Source organism: uncultured Clostridium sp. (assembly GCF_900547735.1).
In the GTDB taxonomy this organism is placed as follows: domain Bacteria; phylum Bacillota; class Clostridia; order Lachnospirales; family Lachnospiraceae; genus Otoolea.
Genome location: NZ_URHZ01000020.1, coordinates 1 through 20,166, shown reverse-complemented (window position 1 = coordinate 20,166; position 20,166 = coordinate 1). Strand labels below are relative to the sequence as shown.

The 20,166-nt window shown below is 51.7% G+C and carries 20 protein-coding genes; 4 read left to right on the top strand and 16 right to left on the bottom strand.

Features of this window, described 5'->3' with window-relative positions:
• Positions 1 to 291: 291 nt before the first annotated feature.
• Positions 292 to 2,088 carry a VanW family protein gene (locus QZT18_RS08570; protein ID WP_294146649.1) on the bottom strand — a complete coding sequence of 599 codons (1,797 nt, stop codon included), beginning with the start codon at positions 2,086 to 2,088 and terminating at the stop codon, positions 292 to 294.
• Between the two features lie 204 nt (positions 2,089 to 2,292).
• On the opposite strand from QZT18_RS08570, the gene QZT18_RS08565 reads away from it, so the two are divergent.
• The gene (locus QZT18_RS08565; protein WP_294146648.1) at positions 2,293 to 3,135 is read left to right on the top strand and encodes a PHP domain-containing protein; all 843 of its coding nucleotides are present in this window, start codon (positions 2,293 to 2,295) and stop codon (positions 3,133 to 3,135) included.
• Positions 3,136 to 3,221: 86 nt separating this feature from the next.
• Here the strand turns inward: QZT18_RS08565 and cobA are convergent, their stop codons facing one another.
• The 3 genes from cobA to QZT18_RS08550 are packed head-to-tail and all read right to left on the bottom strand — an operon-like array spanning position 3,222 to position 6,239.
• The gene (gene cobA / locus QZT18_RS08560; RefSeq protein WP_294146645.1) at positions 3,222 to 4,760 is read right to left on the bottom strand and encodes a uroporphyrinogen-III C-methyltransferase; all 1,539 of its coding nucleotides are present in this window, start codon (positions 4,758 to 4,760) and stop codon (positions 3,222 to 3,224) included.
• Positions 4,761 to 4,812: 52 nt separating this feature from the next.
• The gene (hemC, locus tag QZT18_RS08555; RefSeq protein ID WP_294146643.1) at positions 4,813 to 5,718 is read right to left on the bottom strand and encodes a hydroxymethylbilane synthase; all 906 of its coding nucleotides are present in this window, start codon (positions 5,716 to 5,718) and stop codon (positions 4,813 to 4,815) included.
• Positions 5,718 to 6,239 carry a bifunctional precorrin-2 dehydrogenase/sirohydrochlorin ferrochelatase gene (locus tag QZT18_RS08550; RefSeq protein ID WP_294146641.1) on the bottom strand — a complete coding sequence of 174 codons (522 nt, stop codon included), beginning with the start codon at positions 6,237 to 6,239 and terminating at the stop codon, positions 5,718 to 5,720. The genes hemC and QZT18_RS08550 overlap by 1 nt, the downstream gene beginning before the upstream one ends.
• Positions 6,240 to 6,628: 389 nt before the next feature.
• Between QZT18_RS08550 and QZT18_RS08545 the strand changes: the two genes are divergently transcribed.
• The gene (locus QZT18_RS08545; protein WP_227032230.1) at positions 6,629 to 6,886 is read left to right on the top strand and encodes a hypothetical protein; all 258 of its coding nucleotides are present in this window, start codon (positions 6,629 to 6,631) and stop codon (positions 6,884 to 6,886) included.
• A 212-nt stretch (positions 6,887 to 7,098) separates the two neighbouring features.
• Positions 7,099 to 7,335 (top strand): polya polymerase, encoded by a 237-nt coding sequence (locus QZT18_RS08540; protein WP_125140211.1) that lies wholly within the window; start codon positions 7,099 to 7,101, stop codon positions 7,333 to 7,335.
• A gap of 22 nt (positions 7,336 to 7,357) precedes the next feature.
• Here QZT18_RS08540 and QZT18_RS08535 read toward each other — a convergent pair whose 3' ends face one another.
• From QZT18_RS08535 to QZT18_RS08525, 3 genes are all read right to left on the bottom strand, one after another.
• Positions 7,358 to 8,716, bottom strand: coding sequence for a sensor domain-containing diguanylate cyclase (locus QZT18_RS08535; RefSeq protein ID WP_294146626.1), 1,359 nt, complete (start codon positions 8,714 to 8,716; stop codon positions 7,358 to 7,360).
• A 270-nt stretch (positions 8,717 to 8,986) separates the two neighbouring features.
• Positions 8,987 to 10,108 (bottom strand): AI-2E family transporter, encoded by a 1,122-nt coding sequence (locus tag QZT18_RS08530; RefSeq protein WP_294146624.1) that lies wholly within the window; start codon positions 10,106 to 10,108, stop codon positions 8,987 to 8,989.
• 12 nt (positions 10,109 to 10,120) lie between these two features.
• Positions 10,121 to 11,275 carry an alanyl-tRNA editing protein gene (locus tag QZT18_RS08525; protein WP_294146622.1) on the bottom strand — a complete coding sequence of 385 codons (1,155 nt, stop codon included), beginning with the start codon at positions 11,273 to 11,275 and terminating at the stop codon, positions 10,121 to 10,123.
• Between the two features lie 163 nt (positions 11,276 to 11,438).
• Between QZT18_RS08525 and QZT18_RS08520 the strand changes: the two genes are divergently transcribed.
• Positions 11,439 to 11,723 (top strand): hypothetical protein, encoded by a 285-nt coding sequence (locus QZT18_RS08520; RefSeq protein WP_294146620.1) that lies wholly within the window; start codon positions 11,439 to 11,441, stop codon positions 11,721 to 11,723.
• A gap of 244 nt (positions 11,724 to 11,967) precedes the next feature.
• Here the strand turns inward: QZT18_RS08520 and QZT18_RS08515 are convergent, their stop codons facing one another.
• From QZT18_RS08515 to cobT, 9 genes are all read right to left on the bottom strand, one after another.
• Positions 11,968 to 12,609 carry a precorrin-8X methylmutase gene (locus QZT18_RS08515; protein WP_227032219.1) on the bottom strand — a complete coding sequence of 214 codons (642 nt, stop codon included), beginning with the start codon at positions 12,607 to 12,609 and terminating at the stop codon, positions 11,968 to 11,970.
• Entirely contained in the window at positions 12,606 to 14,147 is a 1,542-nt protein-coding gene (locus QZT18_RS08510) for a cobyric acid synthase (RefSeq protein ID WP_294146610.1), read from the bottom strand. The genes QZT18_RS08515 and QZT18_RS08510 overlap by 4 nt, the downstream gene beginning before the upstream one ends.
• On the bottom strand, positions 14,129 to 15,259 hold the full coding sequence (locus QZT18_RS08505) for a histidinol-phosphate transaminase (protein WP_294146608.1): 1,131 nt from the start codon (positions 15,257 to 15,259) through the stop codon (positions 14,129 to 14,131). The genes QZT18_RS08510 and QZT18_RS08505 overlap by 19 nt, the downstream gene beginning before the upstream one ends.
• Before the next feature lie 46 nt (positions 15,260 to 15,305).
• Positions 15,306 to 16,280, bottom strand: coding sequence for an adenosylcobinamide-phosphate synthase CbiB (gene cbiB / locus QZT18_RS08500; protein WP_294146606.1), 975 nt, complete (start codon positions 16,278 to 16,280; stop codon positions 15,306 to 15,308).
• A 53-nt stretch (positions 16,281 to 16,333) separates the two neighbouring features.
• Positions 16,334 to 16,783, bottom strand: coding sequence for a bifunctional adenosylcobinamide kinase/adenosylcobinamide-phosphate guanylyltransferase (locus QZT18_RS08495; protein ID WP_294146604.1), 450 nt, complete (start codon positions 16,781 to 16,783; stop codon positions 16,334 to 16,336).
• Between the two features lie 30 nt (positions 16,784 to 16,813).
• A complete protein-coding gene (locus tag QZT18_RS08490; protein ID WP_294146602.1) occupies positions 16,814 to 17,197 on the bottom strand; it encodes a VOC family protein in 384 nt (127 codons plus the stop codon).
• Between the two features lie 22 nt (positions 17,198 to 17,219).
• Complete coding sequence (locus QZT18_RS08485; protein ID WP_294146600.1) at positions 17,220 to 17,990, bottom strand: adenosylcobinamide-GDP ribazoletransferase; 771 nt, start codon at positions 17,988 to 17,990, stop codon at positions 17,220 to 17,222.
• A gap of 29 nt (positions 17,991 to 18,019) precedes the next feature.
• Entirely contained in the window at positions 18,020 to 18,595 is a 576-nt protein-coding gene (locus QZT18_RS08480) for a bifunctional adenosylcobinamide kinase/adenosylcobinamide-phosphate guanylyltransferase (RefSeq protein WP_294146598.1), read from the bottom strand.
• 99 nt (positions 18,596 to 18,694) lie between these two features.
• Entirely contained in the window at positions 18,695 to 19,867 is a 1,173-nt protein-coding gene (gene cobT, locus QZT18_RS08475; protein ID WP_294146741.1) for a nicotinate-nucleotide--dimethylbenzimidazole phosphoribosyltransferase, read from the bottom strand.
• Between the last annotated feature and the right edge of the window lie 299 nt (positions 19,868 to 20,166).

Below are 20,166 nucleotides of genomic sequence, written 5' to 3'. Positions count from 1 at the left end.
AGTGATAAGTGAATGTATAAGTTTAATCCCCATTTGGGAAACTTACTTGATAACATTATAACAACTTTTTGTTAAAATGCAAACGAATTTAAATTGTTCCTGCGTATTATTTTCGAAACAATAAACTCCATCATCTTTCAAAAAATCCCCTATTTCGGCAAATCTGCCTAAAAAAAGAAAGGGAAACCCTCGAATCACGAAGATTTTCCCTTTTTTTATCTGCTTTTTTATAGGAAACTGACAAATCGGAAAGTTTCCGTTCCTGTAAATGCCATTCAGGCTGTTCAGGCATTAATTGCCTCCGGGGCCTGCCGGAACATCCACAACCGGATTCGTCGGCTGTTCGGGAGGATTGGCTCCCGGATCCTGTCCCGGTGTTACGCCGCTGTTGTCTCCCGGTGTCTGTCCTCCCGGAGATACGGCTGTCGGCGCTTCCGTCGTCTCGGAACCAGGACCTGCCGGTCCCTGTGCACCGCCCTGATCCGGAACGCTCTCACCCACACTTGCTGACGGCATCTCCTCCGTCGGTAAGGTCGGCGCTTCCGTAGTAATGACAACGCCCGATGTATTTCTCTTGATGATGGCTGCTTTTCCTCTGTAACTGCTGTTGTGGAAGAACTCACGGTTGATCTCATTGCCGTTCTCGTAGGTCACCAGATAGGTGGACCAGCTGCTGCCCGGCACTGCCTCTTTCACCAGTTTCTCTTCCGTCAGCTGAAGCGTCTGATCTTCCTCATAGGTCGGCGCCGGAGGATCGATGGTTCCCTTCTTCTCGGATGCCATGCGGATCTTCTGTCCGTCCTTGACAATCTGGACTCCGTATATGGAAATAGTCAGCTCCTGGTTTGCAAAGCTTGTCTTGATTGCAACCGGATAATTGGAGTTATTGACAAACTTGAAGTCGGGTCCCCCAAAGCTAACAGCAGCGTCCTCGCCCGGTGTTACATAGGACGGCTCGTAGCTGTGCGCATGGCGCTCCGTGCTCTTCAGTCCGGCGAAAATAACTGCATTATATAAGGTAGAGGATACCTGGCATACGCCGCCGCCCGGCTCCTGTACAATCTCTCCGTTCAGGTATGCGGTGGCCGGTTTATAGCCCTTGGCCTCCGTACGCGCGCCCGTAGTATCGTTAAATGAGAATTCCTGTCCCGGATTGACAATCGTGCCGTTCAGGGCATTGCAGGCCAGACGGATGTTCTCGTTACGGTTGCTGTTGGATGTCGTCTTTGTCGTATAAGTTGCAATCGTCTTGTATTTATCCTTAAGCTGTGCTGCGGAGAGTTCCGGAGAAACCTCTTTAACGCTGGCTTCGATCACGGCGCTGTATTCCTTCTTCTGAACCGCCGCAACCATGTCCTCCGCCAGCTTCTCCTGGTCGATGACAAGGCCGTTTGTACCTTCTGAGAAGGTAAACTTGCCGGAATCCTTATCGTATCCTGAAATACCGCCGTTCTTGGCTACCATGTTCCAGTTACCGGCGATGAGGGCCGCTTCCGCCTTGGCCGCTTCCGTCAGGTTTTCCGCATCTATCTCATATGCATGGGCCGTCTGCATGTCCCCCGCATAGATTTCCTCTAAAAGGTTATTCACTTTCTCAAGCAGGATGTTGCTGACCGAAGCTTCTTTATCCTGGTACTTTACTTTCATGCTCCAGTTGTACTGCTTCAGTATCGCATCCCTGGCTTCATCCTGGGTCATTCCGGAGATTGCCACTCCGTCTACCGTAATCTGATTCTCTTCTCCGCTTGACGACTCAATCTCGGAGGATGACTCCACCGTCTCTCCCGTCGTCTTCGCCTTCTGGCATCCCCTGGCCACAAGCGCCAGGATCAGTATTATGATAAGCGCCCCGATCACATACATCAGAATCTGTGTGATATCGTAATCGTTCTTCTTTCGTCGTCTGTTATGGTTATTGTTATGGTTATTGCTGTGGCCGCTCATGGAACTGTGTCCGGCCGATGTATTGGAAACTCTGGGGCCCGTATGTGTATTCTTCCTGGTGCCGGTGCTGCCGGTGCCCGCTCTCCTTGAAGAGCCCGTATTGGATGTCCTTCTTCTGGAAGAACCGTTGTTAAAATCGCTCATAATCTTTCACCTGTCTATACTAATCTTGTTTCGTTCATGCTACAGTATAGCACAAATATTCGAAAAGAAAATAACTTATTTCTTAAATTTCTTTTTCCGTTAAATAAATACTTATTTCTTGACTTTTCGTGTCGGAAACTGTACTGTTTTACCAAAACGGTGTTATACCGATAAGCGGTTCTCACCATCTAAAGGAGGTATTTTATGGGATTTGTTGATCTTCATGTACACTCAAGCGTCTCAGACGGTACCCTGTCCCCCGCAGACGTGACGCGCCTTGCCCTGAAACAGGGACTGGACGCTTACGCCCTGACGGATCATGATACGGCGGACGGCATCGATGAAGCGCTTTCCGCGGCCCGCGGCACATCACTGGAAGTGGTTCCCGGAACGGAACTGTCCTGCATTTATAATGGAAAGGAAATCCATATTCTCGGACTTTACATCAACCACCGCTCCCCCTCCCTTTCCGCGGCCCTGACGCAGCTCAGGAAGGACAGGGACAGACGGAACGAGGAAATGATTGCGAGATTCAGGGAAGACGGTTTCCTGATCACGAAAGAGGATTTAAACGGCGGAGATGAAGGTGCAGTCATAACAAGGGCGCATTTTGCCCGCGCACTTATGCAGGCCGGCTATGTAAGCACGATGGAGCAGGCCTTCCGCAGATATCTGGAACACGGCAAAAAATACTGCCCCCAGAAACAGACCATCGCCCCGCCCGACGCGGTCAGACTGATTCTTGAAGCCGGCGGTTTTCCCGCACTGGCCCATCCGGTCCAGTATAAACTCGGCTGGGCCAAAACCGCCGGGATGGTTGAAGCGCTTAAGGACATGGGCCTTAAGGGAATTGAAGTCTATTATTCTTCACACACCCAGAACGACAGCATGCATCTTAGAGAGATGTGCCTCCGGTACGGCCTCCTTCCCACCGGCGGTTCGGATTTTCACGGCTCCAACAAACCGGACATCTCCATCGGCTCCGGCAGAGGCGGTCTCCGCGTATCTTCCCTGCTGTTGGACGACATAAGAAAGAGTCTGCCTTAGCAGACTCTTTCTTAATGTCTAAATTCATAGGAAATTACGTCCTATGAATAAAAACGCTCCGCAAGGATGCACATGCCGCGCAGAGATTAACTTCTTCCGGTGCATCTTCCGGTGTCTTCTTCCATGCGTTCCGTCATGCTGTCCATCGTCGGTATTTCCGCCGTGATGCAGTTCATCCCGCAGGCGGCGGCCGCCTTCTTAGTCTCTTCCCCGATGCATACCGCCTTAAATCCCGAAAGCCATTCTTTTTCCGGCCTCAGAATCTCCATAAATCCCCGGACGGTGGAACCGCTTGTAAAAGTAACATAGTCAAAGTCATGGACGGCGAGTTTTTGTCTGACCCTTTTAGCCTGGGCATTTTCCTCCGGGATGACGGTTCTGTATAGGACGGTGTCGTTATAGGAAATACCGGCCTCCCCGAGCGGCCGTATCAGCTCCGGGGAACCCTGCTCGGCACGCAGAATCAGGATGCGTTCGCCTCCGGCCCTCGCCGCCAGCCCTTCTCCCAGCTCTTTTGCATAGTAACGCTCCGGCATATAAGCCGGATACAGGCCGCGTTCCTCTAAGATTGCTCCCGTAGCCCTTCCGATCACCGCGATTTTAATTCCGGCAAGGAAACGGATATCCATCTTACGTCCCGCCAACACTTCAAAGAACAGCTCTACGCCGCTGGGACTTGTAAATACAAGCCATCCGTATTTGTCAATCTCATCAAGCGCCCGGTAAATTCCGCTTAAATCCTCCGGCAGCTCTGTCTTTACGGACGGAAGTTCCACCACCTCGGCTCCGGCGGCCCGCAGCCTTCCGGTCATGCCGGACGCCCTTCTCTCCGGCCTTGTAACGAGGATTTTCCTGCCCGCAAGAGCCCTGTTTTCAGCCCAGGAACACGTGCCGCCAAGGGAGCAGACTTCTCCTATCACCATGATGGCAGGCGGTTTAATTCCGGCGGTTCTGCCGTCCTGCGTCAGTCCCGAAACGGTGGAAATCACCTTTCTTTGTCCTGCCGTTGTTCCTTCCTGGAGAAAGGCGGCAGGTGTTTCTTCCGATAGGCCGGCACGGATCAGTCCGCTGCAGATTTCTTCCGCCGCCCCCACTCCCATCAGAAAAATCAGAGTGCCTCCGGCTTTTACAAGAGCCTCATAATCGATAGAACCTTCCTTTCCCGCCTCGGAATGGCCCGTAATGACGTGAAAAGAAGATGCCTTTCCCCTGTGTGTTACGGGAATACCACAGTATGCGGGTACCGCCACCGCGGAGGTAATTCCAGGCACCACTTCAAAGGGAATATGATTATCAAGAAGCGCCTGAACCTCCTCGCCGCCGCGGCCGAATACAAAAGGATCACCGCCCTTCAAGCGGACTACCAGACGGCCCTTTTTCCCTTCCTCCACCAGAATTTTATTAATTTCTTCCTGGGTGCTGGAATGGCATCCGCTCCTCTTTCCCACATAAATCTGTTCCGCTTCTTCCGGTATCCATCCCAGGAGTCCGTCTCCTGCAAGGGCGTCATAGATGACCGTATCGGCCTCCATAAGGAGTTCCCTGCCCCTCACGGTTAAAAGCCCGGCATCGCCAGGTCCCGCTCCTACCAGATATACTTTATTGTCATATAATCTATTTTTCATCTCGGTCTTTGTCCCTGTCCTCTTTTAATTTCCGGTTTATTTTACGGCTTTCTTATTCATTTTTCCCCTCTGCAAAGGCTTTTTTGAGGGACAGAGCCAGCTTCACGCCCAGTTCTTCTTCCTTTCCCAGAGTGTCTTCCGCGGTTCCCGTTATATAGCGGTCCGTTATTTCATCATAATAGAGGCCCTTGAGCAGAATCCTGCCATCCTTCACATCGGCGCAGGCCGCAGACGGGGAGCTGCAGCCGCCGTCCAGTATTCTTACAAAAGCCCGCTCGGCCGTGGCCATTGCCTGTGACTTTGACGAATTCACCCGCCCTGTAAATGAAACATTCTCATCGTCTTTTCTGCCCTGGACCGCCATAATTCCCTGACCTGCCGAAGGCAGAATCTCATCCACAGAAAAATACCGGCTGATACGTTCCCCATATCCCATGCGCAGAAGCCCCGCCGCCGCCAGAATCAGGGCATCATACTCCCCGTCGTCCAGCTTTCTGAGCCTGGTAACCACGTTTCCGCGGATCCCCTTAAATACCGCATCGGGATAGAGTTTCGCCGCCTGCATCCGCCTTCTTCTGCTGAAGGTTCCAATCACAGGGCCCGCCGGGAGCGCTTCAAGTCCCTTCCGGAGTACCAGGACATCTCTTTTATCCTCCCGCTCCGAGTAGGCCAGGATTGGCAGCTCCTCCGGCACCTCCATCGGCATATCCTTCAGGCTGTGAACCGTCAGGTCACACCTTCCCTCCAGTAACGCCCGGTCCAGTTCCTTTACAAACAGGCCTTTACCTCCGATCTGTTCCAGGGAACGGTCCAGGATCATATCTCCCGTTGTCTTCATTGTCACAAGTTCCGTCTCCACATCCGGACAGACCCTTTTTATCTCTTTTATCACCAGCTCCGACTGGATCACAGCCAGAACACTCTCCCTGCTGCCAATGCGGATTATCCTGTTTTTCATCAATTCTCTCTCCCTGTCAGTTCTTCTTTCAGGCACTCCTGTACGGCCTGTGTCATATATTTCGCCAGACGGTGATCCCTGCCTCCCGCAGTAATGCCCGCCACCACGTCTCCCTGTTTTGCGATGCCCGGGAAATAGAAATCCGACTCCTCTTTTTTTCCCGCCACGTTCACAAAAGCTCCGGCTTTCCTGCCGTCATCCGCCGCCAGTCTGTCCGCCTCCTCATCGCCCGTGGCCGCCAGAACAAGGAAATAGGCTCCGTCATCCTGTCCCGGCTCTTTCTGCCCCTGCATCCCGCATTTCCTGAACTCTCTGTAATCCATCTTATAGAGCGCAATGTCATGCGCTCCGTGAAACATTGTAATAAGCGCCTCCGCTTCTTCGGAAAGCTCCCCGGCAACCACTGTCACGGACGCCCCGGCCTCCAGCAGAACCCTGATGCGCCTCACCGCCACCTTACCGGCACCGGTCACCAGCACCCTGCGGCCCTCCATATCAAAAAACAAAGGAAAATACGACATTCTTCCCATCCTTTCCTCTGAACCATTCTTTTCTCTGCCCGTTCCCAGTCAAAATACCCTGCGGTGAACGGCGGCATCCGGTACCTCCCGCAAACATCTCATACTGCGGGGATGTACTGTATTTTCAGCTTTTCCTATTATACACAAAAAGGGCCCGATATTCAAACGGGATTTATATTGAGGCGCAGGGATGCCTCTGAAAGATGGCGGACGGGGCGGTGGCCACGGCAATCTCCCCCTCTTGCCATTCCGTCCCGGCGGCGTTCTCCTATCTCACCTAAACCCACTTGCATCCCGCCCCGTTTCACTGTATACTTGAATCGGTATCATAAAAAGCAGTTCGTATTCTTAAATACGAATTTAAATAATATTGATTCAGGAGGTTTACAATGGAAGAATTTTTCAGGGCAATAGAGGATAGAATTAAGGCTTCCGGCTACGCCGGACCGGTGGACGGGGAAGGCATTTACAATGAAATCTGTGACGATATTGAAGAAAAGGAAAACGGTTCCTATCTCTTTCTGTCAAAGAAGGAGGACGGCAGCGTTTTCGAGTATAAAGTTGATGTGATGGATGATAACTTCAATCTCTCCTATGTTCATATCACGGCAGAATCGGGCACGTTCCATGTCGATTTTGACATATAATTCACAAAAGGACTAGGGAAGCCGCCTGCTATTTTCACAGACGGCTTCTCTTTTTCCTGTAAAATTTTGGGAAATATCCTCCTTGTTTTAAGCAGGCATATTTGCTATAATATGCTTGTTAAAACATTAACCCAATTTCAAACGACGAAAGAATCCCGGATTCGGTGTTTTTCCGGACCTTTCAACGTCTTCATTCAAAAGGAGGGTTTATCATGAAGATTCAGAACATTTCAGACGTAGAAAAATTTTTTACCGTAATTGATCAGTGCAAGGGAACCGTGGAGCTGGTATCACCGGAGGGCGACCGCATCAACTTAAAGTCCAAACTGTCCCAGTACCTTTCCATGGCCACTATCTTTTCAAACGGATATATTAAAGAGCTGGAACTGGTTGCCTATGATAAGGACGATATCGATCGTCTCATCAAATTCATGTATCAGGGCGAATAATTCTGATTAAAAAAGCCGGACTTCATTGTCCGGCTTTTTTATTATACTTTTTTAAGTCTCCGGCTGTCCTGCCCTCCTGGCTGAATTTCATATGATACATCCTGTTGTCCGCAAGACTCATAAGCTCCTCCATTGTACAGGCATCCTCGGGATAATTGGCATATCCGATGCTGAGCTGCGGGAAATACGGTATTCCGCCGTTAAAAAGCACCTCCTCAGATAATGCATTTTTCAGTTTTTCGATTGTCTGCCCGATGCTGCTGCCCTGGATCAGCATGACAAATTCATCACCGCCGATACGGAATGCATAATCCTTCTCGCTCTTGCAGTCCGAAATCCGCTTCGCAATGGTTCTTAAAAGACTGTCCCCGGCGGCATGGCCGTAGGTATCGTTCACTTCCTTAAACCGATCCACATCGAGATATACAAGATAAAACGGTTTTTTATCCGTATAAAGTTCCTGCAGCACATCCGAAAGTTTTCTGCTGTTGTAAAGCTCGGTCAGGTAATCGCGGTTCGACAGCTCCACCATTGCCATCCTCTGTTCATAGTTCTTTAAAAGTGCATAGCAGAGTGTGGGAAACAGAAAACTGATACATATCATTCCGGCAATAATGAAGATCAGTTCATCAAAACTGTTCCATCCGCCCTTCCGTGCGAGACTGAGCGTCCAGGTGCTTCCCGGCACTTCAAAACTCGTTTCGACCGGATCGGTGAGTTCCCCATCCCGGGCGCCCGCTATAATCTGTTTTTCTTTCGTATCGGGATTGATTCTCCAAAGCTGATAGACATATCCAAGCGGATCCAATGAATTCAAAGAAACCGAATCAAAGATCTCCGGTATATTTAACACAACGATGGAAAATCCCCAGAAGTCCTTCACTCCGTCCTGCTCCAGATAAATCGGCTGCCTGATTACAATTCCGAGACCCGACTGGTATAATTCAAACGGTCCGGCCAAAGTCGTCTCACCGGTATCCCTGGCATATTCCGCCTCGGTCCTCCTGTCCGGATCTTCAAATAAGTCGCCGAACGCCTCCTCGTTTCCCTCCAGCGGATAAACATATTTCACGTCTCCGCCCGGAGCCAGCTGGATGCTTCGAAACGCTTTATCGCCGTTATATAATTCCTTTGCCACTTTGTTAAAATCATTAATCTTCCCATTACTGTCCACCAGCAGAATACGCAGCGTGTCGGTAACCTGCATATAAGAAGACAGGGAACGTTCCAGTTCACTGACGTTCACCGCCGAGAGATATTGTGCTTTTTCAACCGCAATATTACGTTTTTCTTTTGCATGGGAACAAACAAATAGAACAGATACAGCTAATACAGTTATGAACGTAATAACAGAGCCTGCAAACGGCATATTCTTTTTCATTTTAAACATCTGCCCGTTTTCTTCCCCTCTTATCGTTAGTATGTGTCCTATTATAAAATAGTTTTGAACTTCTGGCAAGTTCTGGAAATCCCTGTTCTAAGTTTATCTGCATATTCGCTGGTTCTAAAAAAAGCTTTGCGCCGGGTGATCGGCATGCCCATTTACAGGCAATCTAAAAGCCGGACTGGTAAGGTCCGGCTTTCGTACTGCTTCCCATAATACTTATACTGCTACTTATATAGAGACTACAGGTACCCTTTTTTCCTGCCGCTATCTCCTTTTAAGTCTCCTGTTCACATCCTCACGCACCAGGGCATAGACAACGGAGCAGAGAGGAATGAAAATCAGCATTCCTACGACGCCCATCATGCTTCCGCCGATGGATACGGCCGCCAGCACCCAGATTGAAGGGAGGCCGACCGAATTTCCCACCACGTGGGGATAAATGAGGTTCCCTTCCACCTGCTGGAGCACAAAGAATATGATGGTAAACCAAACGGCCTGCACCGGATTTACGACCAGTGTCAGAAAGATGCCGATTGCGCATCCGATAAATGCCCCGAAGATTGGAATCAGCGCGGTAAAGGCAATCAGCACGCCGATCAAAAGGGCGTACGGCAGCCTGAACAGACTGAGCGTGATAAAGAACATGGTTCCGAGAATCACGGCTTCGGTGCACTGGCCGGCAAGGAACTTTGAGAAGGTCTGTTCCGCCATCCGGCAGATACGGATGAACTCATTTACCGCTTTCTCGGGAAAATAGGCGTAAAAGAGTTTTTTAAACTGTCTGGCCAGATTCTCCTTCTGGAGAAGGATGTAGATGGCAAATATAAAGGCAATGCCGAATGTGGCGATACCGCTTGCGATGGATACGGCCGCCGTAAGTGTGGAAGACAGAACGGTACCGGCTCCCGTCGTGACAAAACCGGCTATTTTTTCAAATGTGTCTTTCCAGTCTATCTGGAGATTAATGTTATTGATATACTCCACTATATCGGGATATTCGCCGAATTTCTTTTCCAGCAGAGCCTGCATGTTGCCGAAAAATTCCGGAATCAAATCCTTCAGGCTGACGAGCGTTTCCGTAATCTGGGGCACCACCAGGAAAAATACGATTCCCAGAATCAGCGCCACAAAGAGCAGGGCAAGCGTTAGGCTCAGTACTCTCCTGTGTTTTCTCACACTCTTCTCCGGGAGCCTTGTCTCGATAAAACGCATCGGCACGTTCAGGATAAATGCGATGGCCGATCCGCAGAGGAACGGGAATACAAGGCGTATGGCCCATCCCACGAACACCAGCACCCTTTCAAACTGCAGAGCCAGGGCCAGTATCACGATCGTGTACAGGATAAGCAGCATAATCTTTTTCATTGTTTCTCGGTTTATATCCATATAATTTCCTCTCTATAAAAACTCTTCAAATACTTCTTTTATCTCTTCCTCCGAAGCCGCAAAAGAGCCCTGGATCATCTGGGGACTGCCGCCTCCCCGCCCGTTTAACTTTGCATTCAGCGTCTTTCCGGCTTCCTTCATATCGATGACGCGGCTGCCCGCACAGTAATTGTAACCGCCCCTGCCGTCCGGTGAAAAGACGGCCGCCGTATCTGCCTTTCCCTCCTCCAGCAAGAGATTACAGAACTGCCGTACCTGCACCGGCAAAAGCCCATCTTCAAATACAAGTAAAAGCTTCTGCCCCTCTTCATATCTCTCTGCTTTTAAAGCGAACAGTTCCCTGGTCAGTGCGCCGATACGCGCGTCCTTCTCCGCCGCTTCGTTCTTAAGCCGCTCTACCGCCTCCGCAAGCCTGTCCGGTTTGGCGGAAAGCAGATTGGAAATGATAATAGCCTGATCCGTTTTTCTGTCATAATCCTCCATGGCCTTCGCTCCGCAAATCATGGAAATGCGCACTCCGCCTTTATAGTGAATCATGGAAAGAAACTTGATCGCGCCAATCTCCCCGGTGCGTTCCACATGGGTTCCGCAGCAGGCACAGCAGTCGGAACCGGGAATTTCCACGATTCTGACCTGTCCGGTCAGTTCCTTCTTACTTCTGTAATCCAGTTCTGCAAGTTCTTCCTCCGTCGGATATGTAACTTCTATATACTGATTGGAATATACGACTTCATTGGCCTCTTTCTCGATTTCCATAAGCTGGGCCCAGGTCAGTGAACCGCTTAAATCAATCGTCATCTCCTCATGCCCCATATGGAAACCGACGTTGTCATAGCCGTACCGGCCGTGGATGAGCCCCGACACGATATGTTCGCCCGAGTGCTGCTGCATATTGGAAAAACGGCCGTCCCAGTCGATTGTACCGGAAACAGTCTGTCCCGCCTGAACCTCCCGGTCCGTATAGTGGATAATCTCTTCTCCCTTTTCATGGACTTCCAGTACTCTGGCCTCTCCCAGCATTCCGGTATCGGACGGCTGTCCGCCCCCTTCCGGATAAAAACCTGTCCGATCGAGTATCACTTCAAATCCCTTTTTCCCTTTTTCACATGAGAGCACTTTCGCTTCAAACTGTTTTACATAGGGAAGCTGGTAATATAACTTTTCCATTTTTACAATCCTTTCCTTCAAAAGTTACGCGATACTCCTATTATACACAAGTTTCCACCATGTTCAATCATGTTCCTGTTAAAATTAATTTTAAAAATCAGGAAACTGTGGCAAGCCGCCGGGCATATGATGGAGTGTAAAGAAAATCTCGGAGGAACTAAATATGAGTGATTTAGCAGCAACAAACTGCGGATGTGGATGTGAGAATAGCTGTGGCGGCGGATGTGGATGTGGATGCGGCGGTGGAGGAAACATGATCTTCCTGATTCTCATCTTACTGTGCTGTTGCGGTGGCGGCGGCGGTGGTGGATGCTTCGAACATAACTGCGGCGGCGGATGCGGATGCGGCGGTGGATTCGGTGGAGGCGGTTGTGACTGCCTGATCTGGATTATCCTGCTCTGCTGCTGTTGCGGTGGCGGTAATGGCGGCGGCGGATTCTGCTGCTAATTAAGGCACCGTCTTACGGACCTTATACCGTCTTCAACACGCATTCTAAGCCGGTCATAAGGAATCAGGGCAGGTTCTGCCCTGTATTCCGGACCGGCGGCAAATTCTTTTTATAGCCATCAACAACGAAAAGCACGCTTCACAGACTTTTCATTAAGAGTCAATGCAAAACTGCCGGGATTTCCGGCTCCCGTTCTGGGGAGCCTCCCGGCAGCTTCTTTTTATATCATAGGAAATCTTATCATTACATTTCCCTCTTCACCTGGTAAATCAGGGCGTTGCAGATGGCGGCCGCCACGTTGCTGCCCCCTTTTCTTCCCCTGGCGACAATATAAGGAGTGTCTTTTAAGGTCAGGATCATTTCCTTGGACTGTACCACATTGACAAAGCCGACCGGCACGCCGATAATCAGCTTCGGATGGATTTTCCCCTCCTGAATCAGTTCATACAGCCTGACAAGGGCCGTCGGCGCATTTCCAACGGCAAAGATGCAGTCCCGGCCAAGCCCCGCCGCCTTATCCATACTTGCGGCAGCCCTCGTCGTGCCCTCTTCTTTTGCCTTCAGGGCCACGTCCTCGTCGGCCATAAAGCACAGGACCTCCCCTCCCGTCTTTTCCAGGGATTTTTTATTTACTCCGGCCTTTCCCATATTGGTGTCCGTCACAATCGTGCAGCCCTCCCTGAGGGCCTCAAGGGCTTTCTCCACCGCCCCCTCCGAAAAGACAAGGCTGTCCGCATATTCAAAATCCGCCGTCGTGTGAATCACCCTTTTTATCACCTGCGACCGGCCTTCCGGGAAGGTTCTCCCTCCCAGTTCCTCCGTTATGATTTCCAGGCTCCTCTTCTCGATCTCCGCCGGCAGCACACGTTCCAGTTCTGTTATCATGATTCTTCCAGCCCTTCCTCCAGTATTCTGTATATCTTTTCCATATCAAGATTTCTGCGCAGTCCCTCCGCCAGCTTATCATACTGCTGTTCCTGGTATGCGCCATAGTCGAAACCTCCGTCCTCCGTCTTAAGCGCCGTCAGTCCCTTTGCCTCCATGAGCGCAGACACTACTGCCTCTGCAATGCCCGGCCCGTCGAAAATGCCGTGCACGTACGTGCCGTAAAGGTTTTTGCAGGCCAATCCGTCCGGCTTTCTGGCCTCCGAATCGCTCTGGTACTCCTGAAGGCGCAAAAACGTGGTCCCGGTGGCTTTTAAATCGGTTCTTCCCATATGGATTTCATATCCCTCCAGGCATTTCCCGGAAAGAGACTTAAAAATCCCCTCCACCGCCTCAAACCGGCCCGTCACCCTTGTTCTGGCCTTCTCCTCGTGGAAGACGGTGGACGCTTTTAAAAGCCCCATTCCTGTCGTCTGCTGTCCCGGTATGCCGTTCTCCGTGCCTGCCTCGTCGATCAGGGTCTCCCCCATCATCTGATAACCTCCGCAGATTCCAAATACCGGCGTTCCCTGGGCCGCAGCCTTAAGCACAGCCGCCTCCAGACCGTTCTGGCGCATCCACAGCAGATCTCCCATCGTATTTTTCGTTCCGGGCAGAATGATCATATCCGGCCTGCCAAGCTCGCCAAGCCTGCCGACATACCGCACCGATGCCTCCTTCATGGCCGAAAAAATATTAAAATCGGTAAAGTTGGAAAGGCGCGGGAAGCGGATTACAGCAATGTCCACCAGGGCGGTTCCCGCATCCCGGCTTGTCAGCCTGCTGCTTAAGCTGTCCTCATCCTCTATATCCACATTCATATATGGGGCGACGCCGACCACCGGGATGCCGCAGAGTTCCTCTATCATATCCACGCCCGGTAAAAGGATCGTCTTGTCCCCCCGGAACTTATTGATAATCAGGCCCCGGATCATGGCTTTCTCATCCGGTTCAAGGAGCATCACGGTCCCATAAAGCTGGGCAAACACGCCTCCGCGGTCAATATCACCGGCCAGCAGAACCGGCGCCTTTGCCATCTTTGCCATCCCCATATTGACAATATCGTCGTTTTTCAGGTTAATCTCCGCCGGACTTCCGGCTCCCTCGATCACAATGATGTCGTATTCCCGATCTAGTCTCCCATACGCCTCCATGATGGCCGGTATCAGGCTTTTCTTGTAGCGGAAATAATCCCTTGCCGCCATCGTGGCCACAGGCACCCCATTTACAATCACCTGGGATCCGGTGTCACTGGACGGCTTTAAAAGAATCGGATTCATATCGGCCGACGGTTCAATCCCCGCCGCTTGCGCCTGCACCACCTGGGCGCGCCCCATTTCCAGTCCCTCGCGCGTAATGAAGGAATTGAGCGCCATATTCTGCGATTTAAAAGGGGCCACCCTATATCCGTCCTGCCTGAATATCCGGCACAATCCGGCCGCCAGAAGGCTTTTCCCCGCATTTGACATGGTTCCCTGTATCATAATTGCTTTTGCCATAATTCCCCATTCCCCTGACTCTGTTTTCGTTCATGTGCCGATGCCTCTTTCAGGCACTTCAGCAGTTCCCTGTTCTCTTTGCGCTGTTTTACCGTCACTCTGTAATACCGGCCGTCCAGTCCCTCAAAATTGCCGCAGGAACGGATCAGGATACCTCTTTCCCTGCAGAAAGCTCTGTAGTCAAAGTCCGTATCGGCCCTGAATAGAAGATAATTGACCATGGACGGATAAACGGTAAACCCGAGTCCGGCAAGATTTTCCGTAAGAAAACAGCGTTCCGTTTCCACCAGTTCCGCCGTCTTCTCCGCCTCTCCCCTCACCGTGAGAGCCGCCATCGCGGCCGCCTCCGCCGGGGCCGAAACGCTCCAGGGCTGGCGGCACCGTTCCATCCGCCTTATGACTTCCCTGTCGGTACAGACCGCATATCCAAACCGCAGCCCGGCCATTGCATAGATTTTCGTAAACGCATTGATTACCATCACATGACGGTATTTTTCCGGCTCCTCCGTTATCAGGGGAATTGCGGAAAAGTGCTGCCGTTCCTTTAAGAACCAGTTGAAGCACTCGTCAATGACCAGAAAAATCTCTTTTTCCCTGCACAGCCCGGCCATCTCCTCAATCCACTCACGTCCCGCGGCCGAACCGCAGGGATTGACCGGGTTGCCAAGCATCATCATGTCGATGCCGCTGCTTTTACGGATATGTTCCATCAGCTTTTCCTTATTCTTCTCCAGGGAAAAGCCGGTGCTTTCCTCCAGAAGAATGGGTTTTGCAAGGCAGCCTCCCGCCCCCAGGGCCATCTGATATTCCGCAAACGCCGGAACCGGAACGAGCGCCCTCTCCGGACGCAGGGCGAAAATAAGGGTATACATTAAATCGGCCGATCCGTTTCCGCAGATAAAGGCGTCTTTGGGGATACGGCCGCCGTAATAGTCTGCCAGAGCGCTTTTCAGGCTGCGGCTGCGGCTGTCCGGATACCGTTCCCAGCTCCCGGAGGAATTTATGACCGCCTGCCGGATGGACTCCGGCATACCGAGCGGGCTTGTATTCACCGAGAAATCCAGCCTGATTTTCCCGTCCGAATAAATGTCTCCTCCATGCAGATATTCCATGCCTTAATTACCTCATTTCCTTTTACGTTTCTTTTTACTTGTCTTTTTAATGGGAAGCGAGCAGCAACATGGCTCCCTGCCAGGCAAAAGCCAGAAAAAGCGCCAGCCCCGAGGCCGTATACATCAGCCGGTTGGCCCTTTTTATGTCTTCCTGTTCCACCGGACGGATATCGTTGCCGATAAACGGCTTTTTACAGAGCTCTCCGAAATACCAGGCATCACCTGCCAGGCGGATGCGGAGCGCACCGGCGCAGACCGATTCCGTCTGTGCCGAATTCGGACTTTTGTGGTTAAACCGGTCCCGTCTGAAAATCCGGACGGCATTCTGAAAATCCATCCTCCATACCAAAGCCGCCCCCATCATAAGAACGGCCGAGAGACGGGCCGGGATGAAATTCACCAGATCATCAAACCTTGCCGCCGCTCTTCCAAAGAAGAGATATTTCTCATTTTTATATCCAACCATGGAATCCATCGTGTTTACCGCCTTGTAAGCCCAGCCCAGGACAGGCCCGCCCAGAGCCAGAAAAAAAAGAGGGGCGATTACCCCATCCGAAGTATTCTCGGCAACCGTCTCCACCGCCGCCCTGGCAATTCCCGCAGCGTCCAGCACACTGGTGTCACGGCCCACAATCATCGAAACATTGTGCCGCGCCTCCTCCACGTCGCCCTTTTTCAGAGAGTGGTAGACCTTCATGCTCTCGTCTCTCAGGGAACGGGCCGCCAGAAGAAAATAAACCAGAACCGATTCCGCAAGGAAGAGAACCGCATCCCCCGCCGCCTTTGCCGCCGTCAGCAGAAGCACCGCCGCCAGGGCCGTAACCGCCGGGACCAGAACCGCAAATACGGCGCCTCCGGCCAGCTCTCCTTTTTCCGTCCTGGGAAACAGGGTTCGTATTCCATGTTCCAGCCGGTTAATCAGCCACCCGATAGCCCGGACCGGGTGCGGAAAAAAATGTGGGTCGCCGAAAACAGCATCCAGAATAAATCCCGCCAAAATCGATGCGATATGTGTCACCATCCTATTTCTCCAATCGTCACGGTTCGGAGTCCAGACCGAACCGTTCTATCCAATTATTTAATCCTTGTTCCGAGGCCGCAGACGACCCGGTAGACCTCGTCGGAAAACGCGGCTATTTTCTGACAGATGCGGCCGTCCGTCTCACGGTATTCCCGCAAAAACGCATCGGCCGGAACGATTCCATATCCGATTTCATCGGCCGTTACTACTGCCCTGCCGTTTTCGGACATTAGACGGTCCGCAAATCCGGCCGGATCCTTTCCTTCTTCCATCAGCCGCCTGATATAGCATTCCAGATGAATGATAAATGGAGCCGTCATTGCCTCTTCATATTCCGATGTGCGGCCGTCCGCCACGGCTTCATCCGATATGGAAAAACCGCTGTCTGCCGACGCTTTACCGGGTTCTGAGACGCCGCCCATTTCCATCCTTTTTCTTCTTCCGCAGACTTCCAAGGCAAATTTCATTTTCCCCTGGGACTGCCCTCCAATAATAAAAATCATCCTTCTTTCCGCTCCTTCCCAGACCGTCTTTTATTCGTGCAGCTCCAAGGGAAGGCCGTCGGGATCCTTGAAAAATGTCATTTTCCTGTCTGTAAACTCATCGATGCGGATCGGTTCGGTCTCAATTCCCAGCTCATGTAACGCCCTGACGGCCTCCTCCATGGAGTCCACCTTAAAGGCCAGATGGCGCAGACCGCAGGCCTCCGGATAATTAAGCCGCTCCGGACTGCCCGGGATGCCGAAGATCTCCAGTTCACAGTCGCCCAGTCTCAGATCCAGTTTATAATCGCCCCTCTGCTCCCTGTAATTTTCCCTGATAATCTCAAAGCCCAGCTTATCCACATAGAACTCCCTGGATCTTTTGTAATCCGAAACAATAATTGCAACATGGTGTATTTTATCGAAACAAAACATAGAATCCTCCCTCAAACTTCCTTCAATGAAGCCCTGTCATCCGGCATACGGCCAGAACCATGACAAGCGTAAGCTCCGCGCTCTGCAGAAAATACCCGGCCAGATCTCCCGTCATTCCACCGAACTCCTCCATGCACATTCTGTAGTAATAGTAAAACACGGCTCCGCCCGCCGCAGCGCAGGCCAATCCCGTGACGGCGCCTCCGACGGATAGCAGCCCGGCGGAAGAAGCGCACAGATAAAGCGCCATCACCGCCTGTACCGTTCTTTTTACTGCGGCGCCGGAAAATTCTGCCGCCAGTCCATCTTTCTTTGCCTTGGGAAAACTGACCACGGACAGTCCGCTGAGAGCCCGTTCCCCCATAAAAATAAATGTTAAAAGACAGATGTCCTCAAATTCCAGTTCCGAAAACGCGGCTCCGTAGAGGAGCAGATATACACCGAGGCCGATGATTGCAAAGGCTCCCGTGTGGGGATCCTTTAATATCTCCAGTTTTTTCTCCCTGGAACCATAGGAACGCCTGGCATCCGTCACATCCAGAAAGCCGTCCATATGGATACCTCCCGTGACAAGAAGCGGCACCGCCACTCCCCCAAGCGTCTTAAAAACGGTTCCCGCCCCTGCGGCAGACGCCGCCCAGGTAAACAGAATCAAAACGCCTCCCGAAATAAGCCCGATTATCGGAAAAAAGCACATGGCATATCTCATGCGTTCCTTTGTCCATTCCACCTGGGGCATCGGTATCCTGGAATACATGGACAGCGCAATCACAAAGCTTCCAAGCAAATTCATACTCTCATGTTCTCCTTCTCCCGGTATTTCTAACCTTTTATCCTGACGGGAATCCCATATACGACTTCCGTCACCGTATCGGCCATTCCGCCCAGCAGACGGTTTACTTCGCCTAAAAGCGCGATATACCGCATCGTCTCATCGGAGTACTCCGTCCCGTCGCTGAATACCTCATTCGTTACAATTACAAGCTCCCGGCAGCCGGAGCGCAGAGATTCAATTCCTTCCAAAATGCGGGACAGGGCATTTTCCTCATCCCGGTAGAATTCGTTGGAAACCAGGTTTGACATACATTCCAAAAGAACGGACGCATCTCTGCGGCAGACCGTCCTATCCGAAGATAAAGAACCGGGACAGTCTGTGGAAACCGTCTCCGCACAGGCCTCAGAAAGATCGAGGGATTTAAGCTCCGTGTACCGTTCCACCGTAATAAATCCCCTGTCGGCCCTCATACTCCGGTGCCGTCTGACTCTCTCCTCGCCCTCCTGATCCCATACCATCATCGTCGCCACGTAAATCAGAGGCCCTGATGCATTCTCCGTGATCAGACGCTCCGCATATTCCGATTTACCGCTTCCGCTGCCTCCCGTCACAACATGCATCATCTTATTCCCGCCTTTCCATCCATAAGAAAGAACTGAGGGCTACACCCTCAAACTCCCGATATACGGAAAATATAGTTTGTCTACAGTCTGAAGCCGCCCTTACAGCGGCTTATATTCTTCAATTTCCATATCGGAAAAGGTACACATTTTTTCGTAGACGGCCAGAGTCATATCGAGAAGCGGGAATAAGGCCACCGCTCCCGTTCCCTCTCCAAGGCACATTCCGGCCTCTATAGCAGGTTTTTTGCCGAGAAATCCCAGCATCCTCCTGCCCGCCGGTTCCGCCGAAACATGGGCAGCCAGCATATAATCCGCCGCCGTCTTCCGGATGGCAACGGCTGCAGCGGCTGCAGCCGCCGATATAAATCCGTCGATTACGACCGGGATATGGTAAATGGCCCCGCCCAGAAATACACCGGCAAGCCCGGCCAAATCAAAACCGCCTACTTTAGCCAGGACATCCAGTCCGTTATCCGGATCCGGCCTGTGAAGCCTGATCCCCTCCCGGATTGCCAGAATTTTCCGTTCCAGGCCTTCAGTGCTTAGCCCGGCTCCTCTTCCCGTCACCTCCGCAGGATCCGCCCCTAAAAGGACGGAGGCCACCGCGCTGCTCGTCGTCGTGTTTCCGATCCCCATCTCGCCCGTTGCAATAATCTGATAACCTTTGTCTTTTAATTCCCTTACCATTTCAATCCCCGCAAGAACAGCCAGGAGAACCTCCCTTCCCGTCATAGCAGGTTCCTTAACAAAATTTGATGTTCCCCTCCTGATCTTGCGGTCGGTCAGGGGATGGGCCTCTCCCGTTTCGCCAATTTCGCAGGCAACGCCGATATCCACGGGAAATACGTCCGCTCCGGCCTTTTCCGCCATCAGGCAGGCACAACTGTCTCCCCGGGTAAAATTGGCCGTGACAGCCGCCGTCACATCCTGTCCCGCCTGGGTGACCCCCTCCTCCACCACGCCGTTATCGGAGCAGAAAATCACCAGGGCCTTCTTATCAATCCGAATCGCCGGAGAACCGGTCATTCCGGCTATCCGGGTAATATCATCCTCCAGTACTCCCAGACTCCCCAGCGGCTTGGCCACCTTGCTCCACCGAAACGCCGCCTTTTCCGCCGCGATCCGATCCGTTGGGATAATCTCCCTGCATCTTTCCTCAAACAGGGCCGCCAGCCTGTCTTCCGGCCACTCCCTGAACATTTCCCAGCCTGTTTCTACCTGTTTCGCCGGTTCTATATTTAAATTTTTCACTGTTTCCTTAACCGTTGTCATTTTATTCACTCTCTGTTCCGCTCTGCCGCCTGTCGGCCGTCATCTTTCGTCAATCGTCACGCCGTTATCCGTAAAACAGATTTATTATAACAAAAGATCTGCTTTTTTACCATACTGCAATCATTCTTCAGGGAATTAGTTGAGATGTGAGGACGCCTCTGGAAGATGGCGGACGGGGGAGTGGGAGGGTGTGGATGAGTCTTCAGTCCCGGCTTTCAGGGTGTGGTGAGGGGGAAGGAAGGAGAAAAAATTCCTGCGGGGACTCGCTCCCGCTTGTGAAGCGCACAGCGGATGCTAAG

Excerpts from the sequence above, each read along its gene's own strand:
- QZT18_RS08570 (WP_294146649.1), bottom strand. The coding sequence starts at position 2,088 with ATGAGCGATTTTAACAACGGTTCTTCCAGAAGAAGGACATCCAATACG.
- QZT18_RS08565 (WP_294146648.1), top strand. The coding sequence starts at position 2,293 with ATGGGATTTGTTGATCTTCATGTACACTCAAGCGTCTCAGACGGTACC.
- cobA (WP_294146645.1), bottom strand. The coding sequence starts at position 4,760 with ATGAAAAATAGATTATATGACAATAAAGTATATCTGGTAGGAGCGGGA.
- hemC (WP_294146643.1), bottom strand. The coding sequence starts at position 5,718 with ATGAAAAACAGGATAATCCGCATTGGCAGCAGGGAGAGTGTTCTGGCT.
- QZT18_RS08550 (WP_294146641.1), bottom strand. The coding sequence starts at position 6,239 with ATGTCGTATTTTCCTTTGTTTTTTGATATGGAGGGCCGCAGGGTGCTG.
- QZT18_RS08545 (WP_227032230.1), top strand. The coding sequence starts at position 6,629 with ATGGAAGAATTTTTCAGGGCAATAGAGGATAGAATTAAGGCTTCCGGC.
- QZT18_RS08540 (WP_125140211.1), top strand. The coding sequence starts at position 7,099 with ATGAAGATTCAGAACATTTCAGACGTAGAAAAATTTTTTACCGTAATT.
- QZT18_RS08535 (WP_294146626.1), bottom strand. The coding sequence starts at position 8,716 with ATGAAAAAGAATATGCCGTTTGCAGGCTCTGTTATTACGTTCATAACT.
- QZT18_RS08530 (WP_294146624.1), bottom strand. The coding sequence starts at position 10,108 with ATGGATATAAACCGAGAAACAATGAAAAAGATTATGCTGCTTATCCTG.
- QZT18_RS08525 (WP_294146622.1), bottom strand. The coding sequence starts at position 11,275 with ATGGAAAAGTTATATTACCAGCTTCCCTATGTAAAACAGTTTGAAGCG.
- QZT18_RS08520 (WP_294146620.1), top strand. The coding sequence starts at position 11,439 with ATGAGTGATTTAGCAGCAACAAACTGCGGATGTGGATGTGAGAATAGC.
- QZT18_RS08515 (WP_227032219.1), bottom strand. The coding sequence starts at position 12,609 with ATGATAACAGAACTGGAACGTGTGCTGCCGGCGGAGATCGAGAAGAGG.
- QZT18_RS08510 (WP_294146610.1), bottom strand. The coding sequence starts at position 14,147 with ATGGCAAAAGCAATTATGATACAGGGAACCATGTCAAATGCGGGGAAA.
- QZT18_RS08505 (WP_294146608.1), bottom strand. The coding sequence starts at position 15,259 with ATGGAATATCTGCATGGAGGAGACATTTATTCGGACGGGAAAATCAGG.
- cbiB (WP_294146606.1), bottom strand. The coding sequence starts at position 16,280 with ATGGTGACACATATCGCATCGATTTTGGCGGGATTTATTCTGGATGCT.
- QZT18_RS08495 (WP_294146604.1), bottom strand. The coding sequence starts at position 16,783 with ATGATTTTTATTATTGGAGGGCAGTCCCAGGGGAAAATGAAATTTGCC.
- QZT18_RS08490 (WP_294146602.1), bottom strand. The coding sequence starts at position 17,197 with ATGTTTTGTTTCGATAAAATACACCATGTTGCAATTATTGTTTCGGAT.
- QZT18_RS08485 (WP_294146600.1), bottom strand. The coding sequence starts at position 17,990 with ATGAATTTGCTTGGAAGCTTTGTGATTGCGCTGTCCATGTATTCCAGG.
- QZT18_RS08480 (WP_294146598.1), bottom strand. The coding sequence starts at position 18,595 with ATGATGCATGTTGTGACGGGAGGCAGCGGAAGCGGTAAATCGGAATAT.
- cobT (WP_294146741.1), bottom strand. The coding sequence starts at position 19,867 with ATGACAACGGTTAAGGAAACAGTGAAAAATTTAAATATAGAACCGGCG.